Source organism: Streptomyces sp. NPDC048191 (assembly GCF_040652655.1).
GTDB lineage: Bacteria > Actinomycetota > Actinomycetes > Streptomycetales > Streptomycetaceae > Streptomyces.
In genome coordinates this window covers 113,504-123,439 of record NZ_JBEZMO010000013.1, presented here as the reverse complement: position 1 = coordinate 123,439, position 9,936 = coordinate 113,504, and the positions used below count along the sequence as shown (strand labels likewise).

The following is a 9,936-nucleotide window of genomic DNA, read 5'->3' as shown; positions in this document are numbered from 1 at the left end:
GCGGGACCGCCGAGCGGGTCGCGGCGCGCGGGCAGGCTGAGGCTGACCATGCGGCGCCAGCCGGCGAGGCGCTCGTAGACGTACACCGCCCGGATGCCGGCCGCGAGCAGGACGCACTTGGTCCTGGGCCGGCTGAGGATGCGGTACTGCTGTACCAGCAGTTCAAGCGGCGCGGCTGGCTGTGACCGGCTGCTCGGGGCTCAGGCGAACTCGTGGGCGGGCGTCGCGGGACCGCCGAGCGGGTCGCGGCGCGCGGGCAGGCTGAGGCTGACCATGCGGCGCCAGCCGGCGAGGCGCTCGTAGACGTACACCGCCCGGATACCGGCCGCGAGCAGGACGCACTTGGTCCTGGGCCAGCCGAGGATGCGGCCCATGTGGGCCATGACGGCGAGGCTGACGTCCCGGTGGACGCGGATCTCGGCGAGGGCGCACTCGCGCAGGGTGCGCTGGATCAGCCGGCCGTGCCCGGCGGCGGCGAACCGCAGCAGTTCCTCGTGGGTGTAGGCGAGGTGGTTGTCCTCGTCGACCGCGATCAGGCGTACGGCCCTGCCGACCTCGGGATGGTCGGCGAAGTGCCGCAGCAGGAACCGCATCTGCTCGGAGGCCCGCTGTTCGGTGACGCGGCTGTGGGAGAGGTAGACGATGATGTCCCGTTCGCCGAGCGGTTCGTCACGCCGGAGCCGGGCGTGGGCGAGGCCGATGCCGCGCCGCTCCAGGAGCATCGTGTAGTCGGTCTCGGGCGGTACGGCGGCGGGGATGAGGCCGCGCTTCTTCAGCAGGGCGCGGAAGACACGTCCGTGCTTGTCCTCGTCGGCGCCGTGGCGGGCGATCTTCGGAGCCAGCGCGCGTTCGGCCGACGGGACCAGCGTGGCGATCCGTCCGTTCTCCCAGCCGCCCTGGGCCTCTCCGCCCGCGGCGATGGAGCAGAAGAGCCGGAACGACTCGTCGTGGTCGAGGATCTCCTGGAACAGACTCTTGGCCGACAGCATGAAACGAGTCAAAGGCGGGCAAAGGGGAGCCGCAACACGGACGTCCGGCGGCTCGGCCGAAAGAAGGAACTCCGGGGTCGTAACCGGGCGGCGCCCGGCGCGTTGTTCCCGGTGACGGCCGTGGCGGGGAAGACCCCCGAGCCCCCACCACGGCCGCTGAAGCTCCCTACGCCAGGCCGGCGCGCTCCAGGGCCTCGCTGCCGGCCCGCAGCGAGGCGAGCCGCTCCTCCAGCGTGAATCCGGCCGGTGACAGGCTGAGCGTGGTGACACCGGCGGCGGCGTAAGCCTTCATCCGGTCGGCGATGCGGTCGACGGAACCCAGCAGTGCCGTCCGGTCGATGAGGTCCTGCGGGACCGCGGCCGCGGCGCCCTGCTTGTCGCCGGACAGGTACTTCTCCTGGATCTCGGCGGCTTCCTTCCCGTACCCCATGCGCTGCGCGAGCTGGTTGTAGAAGTTCTGCTTGGCGCTGCCCATGCCACCGACGTACAGCGCCGTGTAGGGGCGGAAGATGTCGGCGAGGCGGGCCACGTCCTTGTCGTCCCCGACGGCGATCGGCAGCGTCGGGCACACGTCGAAACCGTCGAGTGTCCTGCCGGCCTTCTCGCGGCCCGCGCGCAGGTACTTGAGCGTGGTCTCCTCGAGGTGGTCCGCGGAGGGGAAGATCAGCAGGGCGCCGTCGGCGATCTCGCCCGTCTGCTCCAGGTTCTTCGGGCCGATCGCGGCGATGTACAGCGGGATGTGCTCACGCTGCGGGTGCACGGTCAGCTTGATCGGCTTGCCGGGACCGCCGGGCAGCGGCAGCGTCCAGTGCTCGCCCTCATACGTCAGCCGCTCCCGGGTCATGGCCCTGCGCACGATCTCCACGTACTCGCGGGTGCGGGCGAGGGGCTTGTCGAACTTGACGCCGTACCAGCCCTCGGAGACCTGCGGGCCGGAGACGCCGAGGCCGAGCCGGAAGCGGCCGCCGGAGAGCGAGTCAAGCGTGGCCGCCGTCATCGCGGTCATCGCGGGCTGGCGGGCCGGAATCTGGAAGATGGCCGAGCCCACGTCAATGCGCTCGGTCTGGGCGGCGACCCAGGACAGCACCGTCGCCGCGTCGGAGCCGTAGGCCTCGGCGGCCCAGCACACGGCGAAGCCCAGCCGGTCGGCCTCCTGCGCGACGGCCAGGTTGTCCCCGTCCATTCCGGCACCCCAGTAGCCGAGGTTGATCCCGAGCTGCATGGCCGATTCCCCTTACCCATGAGTAACGTCCCTGTGGGAGTGACCTTAGCGCGGGGGCGGGGGTCGGGGGCAGAGCCACCTGCGCGTCCGCACGGGGAACCCGCCGACGCCGGTTGTCCACAGGCCACCCACCGCACGGGCTCTGGCCAGTAATCTCGCCCGCATGGAGCAGAGGCATCTCGGCCGTACCGGCCTGCGCGTGTCCCGGATCGGACTCGGCACCCTCACCTGGGGCCGGGACACCGACGAGCATGACGCCGCGGACATGCTGAAGGCGTTCTGGGAGGCCGGCGGCACCCTCGTCGACACCGCGGACGTGTACGGCGACGGAGAGGCGGAGTATCTGCTCGGGCAGCTGATGGACGGCCTGGTGCCGCGCCGGGACCTGGTGATCTCGACCAAGGCGGGCAGCGTCCCCGACCCCGACCGCCGCTTCGACGGCTCCCGCGGCCATCTGCTCGCCGCGCTCGACGCCTCCCTGGCCCGGCTGGGCACGGACCACGTCGATGTGTGGCACGTGCACGCCTTCGACTCCGCGACGCCGCTGGAGGAGACGCTCCAGGCCCTCGACATAGCCGTCAGCAGCGGCCGCGCCCGGTACGCGGGCGTGTCCAACTTCTGCGGCTGGCAGCTCGCCAAGGCAGCCACCTGGCAGCTTGCCGCGCCGGGCATGCGCACGCGGCTGGCCAGCACGCAGATGGAGTACTCGCTGCTGCAGCGGGGCGTGGAGCGGGAGGTGCTGCCCGCCGCGCTCGACCTCGGCGTCGGTCTGCTGCCCTCCTCACCGCTCGGCCGGGGCGTGCTGACGGGCAAGTACCGGCGTGCCACTCCCCCCGACTCGCGCGGCGCCTCCGAGCACCTGGCGCCGTTCGTCGAGCCGTATCTGGACGACACCGGGACCCGCATCGTGGACGCGGTGACGACGGCCGCCGACGGGCTCGCCGTCACCCCGCTGCAGGTGGCCCTCGCCTGGGTGCGGGACCGGCCCGGTGTGGCCGCGCCGATCGTCGGAGCGCGCAACGCGCAGCAGCTCACGGCGGCATTGTCAGTGGAGGCCCTTAGTCTTCCTGACGAGATCTGCCGGGCGCTGGACGATGTGTCGGCGCCCGTGCACCGCTATCCCGATCACGACTGGAGCACGCTGTGAGCACGGAGCCGGAGACCACGGAGGAAACCGGGCCCGGGACACCGGACACATCCGGGACCCCGGGCGAGGAGGCCGCGCCCGGGGAGAGCCGTGCGGACGACCGGGAGGCGGCGGAGGAGCAGGCCGGGAGGGCCGACGGCGACGGCGTCGTCGGCGCGAGCGGCACCGAGGGCGAAGAAGCGGCCTCCGTGCCGGAGTCCGGGTCGGAGGGCGAAGGGACGGACCCCGCCCAGGAGCCCGGGACCGAGGGCGAACCTGCCGGCTCGGTGGAGCCGTCCGGGACGGGGGGCGACAGCACCGGTTCCGCCCAGGTGTCCGAGGCCGAGGCCGAGTTGGCCGCGCAGCGGGTCGAGCGGGAGCGCATCGAGCGGCGCAAGGCGGAGAAGAGGGCCCCGATCGAGAGCGGCGCCAAGCTCAGTGGCACGGCGGCCGACCTGCTCGCGGCGGTGCGCGCGGTGGAGAGCGGCGAGAAGCCGGTGGCCACGGTGTTCGCCGAACCCACGCCGCAGCCCCGCCGCCCGGCCCCGGAGCCCGTGCGCCGTCCGCAGTCCGCACCCGCACCGGCCGCCGTCGCCCCCGGCGCCCCGGCGGCGGAGACGGTGGAGGGCGTCAGCCGCGTGCTGGCCGAGGGCGGCGCGCCCGAGGCTCTGGCTCCGCAGGTGGCCGCGGCGCTCGGCGAGGGCGCCGACGCGGCGCTGCGCGAGGACCCCTGGCAGCTGCTGCGGATCAGCGGCGTACGGCCCGACCGGGCCGACGGTTTCGCGCGGGCGCTGCTCGGCTCCGCCTGCGGCCCGGGGGACGAGCGGCGGGGCCGGGCGATCACCGTGTGGCTGCTGGAGCAGGCGGCGCTGGCCGGGCACACCGCCCTCGACCTGCCCACGCTGACCGCGGCCCTGGGCCGGCAGAGCGTGCCGGACCCCGACACCGCGGTGCAGGGCACGCTCGCGGAGGGCGAGGCCCTGGCTTTCCAGGACGCCCTGGAGGAACCGGGAGCCGCCGCCCCGCAGGTGGCGGAAGAGGGGGAGGACGAGGAGGAGCGGCCGGTCCGGGTCCTCGTCGGCCTGGAGCGGTACGCGCTGGCCGAGGAGAGCCTCGCCGACGGCCTGGCCCGCCTGGTCAACTCACTGCCGAAGGAGACCGGGCAGGCCTGGGGGACGGCCGCCGACGCGGTCTCCGGCGGCGCGGCCGACCTGGTCCGGGCGGTCGCCGGGCACGGCCTGGTGCTGCACACCGGCGGGGAGGCGGCCCGCGCCGAACCGGCCGCGGTCCTCGGCGCCGTGCGCGCCGCCGGCCTGCGGGCGTTCGCCGCGTGCCACACGCCCGCCGGACGCGACCGCCTCGCCGCGCTGCTGCCGGGCGCGGAGCGGAGCGTGGGCACGGTCGCCGGTCTGCTGGCCGGGGCCGAGGGTCCGGCCCGGGACGCGGACGGCGCGCTGGAACTGGACCTGCTGATCGTGCTGGACGCACCGCAGCTCGACGTGGAGAGCGCCGCGATGCTGGTCGAGTCGCTGCCCGACGGGGCCCGGCTGCTGCTCAGCGGCGACCCGGCGGTGCTGTGGTCGGCCGGTCCGGGCCGGGTCTTCGCCGACCTGCTCGCCGCCCGGGTCTGCCCGCAGATCGCCTCCCGTGTCCCCGATCCGGGGCCGATCGGCGAACTGGTCTCGGGCATCGGTGTCGGCGAGCTGAACCAGGTCGCCGCGCCGGGCAAGGAGATCGTCATCGTCCCGGTGCGGGACCCGGGCGAGGCCGTGCACCGGACCGTCCAGCTGGTCGCGGACTCGGTGCCGCGGGCGATCGGTGTCCCGGCCGACCAGACCGTGGTGATCACTCCGGGGCACGGCGGCGCCGCCGGCACCCGCGCCCTCAACGCGGCACTGAAGGAACGCCTCAATCCCGGCCCCGGCCGCTTCGGCGGCTTCGACCCCGGCGACCGGATCACCTACTCCCCCGCTGCGGGGCGTACGGTGCCGGGCGTGGTGGTGAAAGCCGACGCCGAAGGGCTGCACCTGTCCTGCGCGGGCGCCCCGGTGGTCGTACCGCGCGAGCGGGTGGAGGGCGCCGTACGGCACGGCTGGGCGGTGACCGCGCACCAGGCGGTGGGAACGCGCTGGCCGGCGGCGGTCGTCGTGCTGCCCGGCGACGCCGCACAGGCGCTCAGCAGGCCCTGGGTGTACACGGCGTTCGGCCGGGCGGAGCGGCACCTGTCCGTGGTCCACGGCGTGGAGCAGGTCCTGCCGAAGGCGGTGGCTCAGACGCCGGCCAAGCCCCGCACGACCCGTCTGCAGACACTGCTGCGCACGCAGGTGCCCGCGTAGCTCTTCCGGATCCCTCGTCCGGCGGTGCCGAACCGGCCCCGGGCCCCGGCACCGCCGACGGACGTCACCTCTCGGTGACCTTGGCCTCGGCCTCGTCGTCCTCGTCCTCGACGAACTCGAGGTCGTCCTCCTCGTCGGACTCGTCCTCGTCGTCGAAGACGGCGCTGACGTCGAACCGGCACACCACCCCTTGGGCATCGATGTGCTCGAACGGCGCCTCCAGCCACTCCCCCGCCTCGGGGGCCTCGTCCGACGCGGTGACCCAGAGCGTGGAGTCGCCCTCCTCCAGGCCGAACTCCTTGTGCCGGGAGGCGATCTCGTCCGGTTCGAACTCGCCGAACAGGATGCCCAGCGCCCCCGGAACCGTCCCGGCGGCGTCCTCGGCAAGGCCGCCCGCGGCCTCGTACTCCGCCGCCTCGATGCGCTGGGCCTGCGCCAGCAGCCGCTGGGGTTCCACCACCGCGTAGTCGCGGCGGATCAGCACGCTGATCGCGCTCGGTTCCTCGGGGCCCGCGTACGGCGGCAGGGTCTCCTCCGCGCTCGGGATCTCGAAGGGCGTGACCTCGTCGTGGCGGTCGTAGAGCAGTTCGTCGTACGCCTCGGCGGCCGCGGCCAGCTGGTTGAACGCCTCCAAGACGGCCGGGTCGTCCTCCCCCGACCTGCGTTCGACCGCGGCCAGATGACGGTCGAGCGCGGTCTTGACCGCCTCGGCGGCGGCTCGTACCTCGGCAGCGGTGGGCTGCGCAGCATCAGACATAGTGCAGACGCTATCCGTACCGGGCCCCAGCCCGCACAATAGATGCGATGCCGGAATACGAATTTGTCGACGTGTACGTGCCTCGCGGGGTGTCCCGCAAGGAGGCCACGCGTCTGCTGACGGACCATGCCGAGTACGGACACTGGGAGTTGGACCGACTGAGCCTGCTGCGCGACGGCAGCCGCAAGGTGCGGTTGCGCCGGCGGATCATCCGCCAGGTGCGTGCCACGTGGTGAGGCCGAACACCTGAACGGAGCGGACCCCGCCGGGATGGCAGGGCCCGCTCCGTTCACCGCACTCCGTGCCTGGTGCCGCGGACTAGGCCGCGGCCCGCGCCTTGCGGTAGAGCACCGCGCCCGCGAGCAGCGCGCCCGCGCCGACCGGCAGCGCGAGGCCCAGCGGCAGATCGCTTCCGGTGTGTGCGAGCTGGTCGCCGGTCAGGGGCTGGGTGGAGCGGCCGCCCGACTGGTGGACCTGGGTGGACCCGTGGGGCCCCTGCGGCGTGTGGCCGTTCTGGCCGGGCGGGGTCGTCGGGTTTCCCGGGTGGGTCGGCTTACCCGGGTGACCCGGGTGACCCGGGTGGCCCGGGTGGCCCGGGTGACCGGGGTGACCAGGGTGGCCCGGATGACCGGGGTGACCGGGGTGGCCCGGGTGACCGGGGTGCCCCGGCTGTCCGGGCGGGTTGCCGTGGTGGTGACCGCCGCCTCCGTTGGCGCAGTCGTTGCCCGTGGTGGCGTTGCCCGCCCCGATGACGTTGACGCTGTTGCCGCAGACGTTCACCGGGACGTCGATCGGCACCTGCACGGTGTTGCCGGAGCCGACGCCGGGCGAACCGCTGGTGTGGCCGCCCGCGTGCGAGCCGCCGGAGCCGCCGTGGCTGCCCGAAGTGCCGCCGTGGTTGGCACAACTGTTGCCCACGGCCGGATTGAGCAGCCCGACGACGTTCACGGTGTTGCCGCAGACGTTCACCGGCACGTGCACCGGTGCCTGCACCGTGTTGCCGGAGAGTACGCCGGGTGAGCCGGTGGCGGTGCCGAACGCGCCCGCGTCGGCGTGCGCGTAGCCGCTCGCGGCGGCGATCACACCGGTCGCCGCGGCCATGGTCATCAAGCCCTTGCGGGTGCTGTGTCGCATGCTGAGTTCCCCCCTGCCTTCGTTTGCGCGAATTGACCGGTCCCGGAGATCGGGCCGGTGTCGAAAAGACCGGTCGGCCCCGGAGCGCATGGCGCGCACTCCGGGGCCGACGGCTCGTAAAAGACGCCCCCTGAGGACGGCTCGCGTGTGCGATCCCCTCGGGACGGCTCCCGAGAGGAGTCCTCTCAGGGAGCCGACGTCACTTGTTGACGCAGGTGTTGCCGAAGGCGGGGTTCAGGAGCCCGATCACGTTGACCGTGTTGCCGCAGACGTTCACCGGCACGTGCACGGGCACCTGAATGACGTTGCCGGAGACGACACCCGGGGAGTGCACGGCGGCACCCTGGGCACCGGAGTCGGCGACGGCGAGGCCCGCGCCCGCGAGAACCAGCCCACCGGTGGCAGCCGCAGCAGCGACGACCTTCTTGATCATTATTCCTCCTTGTTGGCAATGCGATCCCAAGGTGCGGGGATCACACCACCAGTAACGAGGAGGGAGTAATGGAGCTACGAGCTTATGGTCCGATTCACCCTTCTCAGTCGATCTCGTACGGCTGCCCGAATTCCCCGGGCCAGGGCCTCACGACGCGTCGATGAACCGGTCGAGCACCCGCACGCCGAACTGCAGCCCCTCCACCGGCACCCGCTCGTCCACGCCGTGGAACATGCCGGCGAAGTCCAGCTCCGGCGGCAGCTTCAGCGGGGCGAAGCCGAAGCCGCGGATGCCGAGGTCGTCGAACGACTTGGCGTCGGTGCCGCCGGAGAGCATGTAGGGGATCGCCTTGGCCGTGGGGTCCTCGGCGACCAGCGCGGACTGCATGGCCTCCACCAGCGCCCCGTCGAAGCCGGTCTCGACGGCCTTGTCGGAATGCACGTCCTCGCGCCGCACGAGCGGTCCCAGCAGCCGGTCCAGGTCGCTCAGGAACTCCTCCTCGTGGCCCGGCAGGAACCGGCCGTCGATGTGCGCCGTGGCCTCGCCCGGGATGACGTTGACCTTGTAACCGGCGTTCAGCTGGGTCGGGTTCGCGGTGTTGCTCAGGGTCGCGCCGATGAACTTGGCGATGCCGCCGAGCCGGAGCAGGGTGGACTCCATGTCCTCCGGGTCCAGCTCGGTGCCGAGCGCGTCGCCCAGCTCGTCGAGGAAGGCCCGGGTGGTCTTGGTGACCCGCACCGGGAACTTGTGCCGGCCGACCCGGGCCACGGCCTCGGACAGCTCGGTGATGGCGTTGTCCCGGTGGATCATGGAGCCGTGCCCGGCGGTGCCCGCCACGGTCAGCTTCATCCAGTGCATGCCCTTCTCGGCCGTCTGGATCAGATAGAGCCGGCGCTGCTCGTTCACCGTGAACGAGAAGCCGCCGACCTCGCTGATCGCCTCGGTGACGCCCTCGAACAGCCCGGGGTGGTTGTCGACCAGGTGACGGGCGCCGTACGTACCGCCCGCCTCCTCGTCGGCGAGGAAGGCGACCACGACGTCCCGCGGCGGCCGCCGCCCGCTCCTGAGGCGGTCGCGCACGACCGCGAGGGTCATGGCGTCCATGTCCTTCATGTCGACCGCGCCGCGCCCCCACACGCACCCGTCGGCGATCTCGCCGGAGAACGGGTGGCGGGTCCAGTCGTCGGCATTGGCCGGTACGACGTCCAGGTGCCCGTGGATCAGCAGCGCGGGCCGGGACGGGTCCTCCCCCTCGATGCGGGCCACGGTCGAGGCGCGACCCGGGTGCGACTCGTAGATCTCCGGCTCCAGACCGACCTCGGCGAGCTTCTCGGCGACCCACTCGGCCGCCTGGCGTTCGCCGGGGCCGGAGTGGTCGCCGTAGTTGCTGGTGTCGAACCTGATCAGCTCGCGGCAGAGGTCCACGACCTCGTCCTCGCCGGTGACGCTCCTGGCCGTGTCCGTCTCGCTCACGTGCTTCCTCCCGCGCTGTCGCTGCTGGTGGTCCTCCTCATCCTGCCTCCGCCCCCGCCCTCGGCCCAAGACCGGTCCCGGCCCGTCACACGCCGTTCACGCGCCTCGGGACGCCGGGGGCGGGGGGTGATCAGCCACCCCCGAAAGCCTGGTAATGTTTCCTTCGTCGCCGCGAGGGAAACCCCGCCAAAAGGGTCCCCCGCACGACAGACACCTTGTCCGGGTGGCGGAATGGCAGACGCGCTAGCTTGAGGTGCTAGTGCCCTTTATCGGGCGTGGGGGTTCAAGTCCCCCCTCGGACACCAGTGAGGGCCCCTGCTCAGCAGGGGCCCTCTGCTTTTGCCCCGAGCCGCCGGGCCGGGGGCCTCCAACCACTCCTGGACGCCCGCTCCTTGACGGTGTGTGGGCCATCTCTCACTCGGCGTGAAGTCGGCTGGTCAGCGCCCCGGGACCCGAGCGCCGCACT

At 72.9% G+C, this 9,936-nt stretch carries 10 protein-coding genes and 1 tRNA gene; 5 read left to right on the top strand and 6 right to left on the bottom strand.

Features of this window, described 5'->3' with window-relative positions; translation table 11 throughout:
* Positions 1-185, top strand: a 185-nt coding sequence (locus AB0D93_RS22000) for a hypothetical protein (RefSeq protein WP_362121734.1), incomplete at its 5' end; no start/stop codon positions are given.
* A gap of 15 nt (positions 186-200) precedes the next feature.
* Here AB0D93_RS22000 and AB0D93_RS21995 read toward each other — a convergent pair.
* Both AB0D93_RS21995 and AB0D93_RS21990 read right to left on the bottom strand, forming a co-directional pair.
* Positions 201-989, bottom strand: a complete 789-nt coding sequence (locus tag AB0D93_RS21995; RefSeq protein ID WP_362121732.1) for a ferritin-like domain-containing protein — start codon at positions 987-989, stop codon at positions 201-203.
* Positions 990-1,155: 166 nt separating this feature from the next.
* Positions 1,156-2,211, bottom strand: coding sequence for an LLM class F420-dependent oxidoreductase (locus tag AB0D93_RS21990; protein WP_362121730.1), 1,056 nt, complete (start codon positions 2,209-2,211; stop codon positions 1,156-1,158).
* Between the two features lie 163 nt (positions 2,212-2,374).
* Here AB0D93_RS21990 and AB0D93_RS21985 point away from each other — a divergent pair, with 163 nt between their 5' ends.
* Positions 2,375-3,358, top strand: coding sequence for an aldo/keto reductase (locus AB0D93_RS21985; protein ID WP_362121728.1), 984 nt, complete (start codon positions 2,375-2,377; stop codon positions 3,356-3,358).
* Positions 3,355-5,673: a helix-hairpin-helix domain-containing protein gene (locus AB0D93_RS21980; protein WP_362121726.1), complete on the top strand. Its 2,319-nt coding sequence runs from the start codon at positions 3,355-3,357 to the stop codon at positions 5,671-5,673. The genes AB0D93_RS21985 and AB0D93_RS21980 overlap by 4 nt, the downstream gene beginning before the upstream one ends.
* Positions 5,674-5,737: 64 nt before the next feature.
* On the opposite strand, the gene AB0D93_RS21975 is transcribed toward AB0D93_RS21980, so the two are convergent.
* Positions 5,738-6,430: a hypothetical protein gene (locus tag AB0D93_RS21975; protein WP_362121725.1), complete on the bottom strand. Its 693-nt coding sequence runs from the start codon at positions 6,428-6,430 to the stop codon at positions 5,738-5,740.
* A gap of 47 nt (positions 6,431-6,477) precedes the next feature.
* Here AB0D93_RS21975 and AB0D93_RS21970 point away from each other — a divergent pair, with 47 nt between their 5' ends.
* On the top strand, positions 6,478-6,666 hold the full coding sequence (locus tag AB0D93_RS21970) for a DUF5703 family protein (RefSeq protein WP_043407302.1): 189 nt from the start codon (positions 6,478-6,480) through the stop codon (positions 6,664-6,666).
* Between the two features lie 82 nt (positions 6,667-6,748).
* Here AB0D93_RS21970 and AB0D93_RS21965 read toward each other — a convergent pair whose 3' ends face one another.
* The 3 genes from AB0D93_RS21965 to AB0D93_RS21955 all read right to left on the bottom strand — a co-directional run bounded on the left by AB0D93_RS21965 (position 6,749) and on the right by AB0D93_RS21955 (position 9,470).
* Positions 6,749-7,564 carry a chaplin gene (locus AB0D93_RS21965; RefSeq protein ID WP_362121722.1) on the bottom strand — a complete coding sequence of 272 codons (816 nt, stop codon included), beginning with the start codon at positions 7,562-7,564 and terminating at the stop codon, positions 6,749-6,751.
* A 199-nt stretch (positions 7,565-7,763) separates the two neighbouring features.
* Positions 7,764-7,997 (bottom strand): chaplin ChpH, encoded by a 234-nt coding sequence (gene chpH, locus AB0D93_RS21960; protein WP_031162172.1) that lies wholly within the window; start codon positions 7,995-7,997, stop codon positions 7,764-7,766.
* Between the two features lie 147 nt (positions 7,998-8,144).
* Positions 8,145-9,470 (bottom strand): M20/M25/M40 family metallo-hydrolase, encoded by a 1,326-nt coding sequence (locus tag AB0D93_RS21955; protein WP_362121720.1) that lies wholly within the window; start codon positions 9,468-9,470, stop codon positions 8,145-8,147.
* A gap of 217 nt (positions 9,471-9,687) precedes the next feature.
* Here AB0D93_RS21955 and AB0D93_RS21950 point away from each other — a divergent pair.
* Positions 9,688-9,775 (top strand) — tRNA-Leu (locus AB0D93_RS21950).
* The last annotated feature ends 161 nt before the right edge of the window (positions 9,776-9,936 follow it).

Excerpts from the sequence above, each read along its gene's own strand:
- AB0D93_RS21995 (WP_362121732.1), bottom strand. The coding sequence starts at position 989 with ATGCTGTCGGCCAAGAGTCTGTTCCAGGAGATCCTCGACCACGACGAG.
- AB0D93_RS21990 (WP_362121730.1), bottom strand. The coding sequence starts at position 2,211 with ATGCAGCTCGGGATCAACCTCGGCTACTGGGGTGCCGGAATGGACGGG.
- AB0D93_RS21985 (WP_362121728.1), top strand. The coding sequence starts at position 2,375 with ATGGAGCAGAGGCATCTCGGCCGTACCGGCCTGCGCGTGTCCCGGATC.
- AB0D93_RS21975 (WP_362121725.1), bottom strand. The coding sequence starts at position 6,430 with ATGTCTGATGCTGCGCAGCCCACCGCTGCCGAGGTACGAGCCGCCGCC.
- AB0D93_RS21970 (WP_043407302.1), top strand. The coding sequence starts at position 6,478 with ATGCCGGAATACGAATTTGTCGACGTGTACGTGCCTCGCGGGGTGTCC.
- AB0D93_RS21965 (WP_362121722.1), bottom strand. The coding sequence starts at position 7,564 with ATGCGACACAGCACCCGCAAGGGCTTGATGACCATGGCCGCGGCGACC.
- chpH (WP_031162172.1), bottom strand. The coding sequence starts at position 7,997 with ATGATCAAGAAGGTCGTCGCTGCTGCGGCTGCCACCGGTGGGCTGGTT.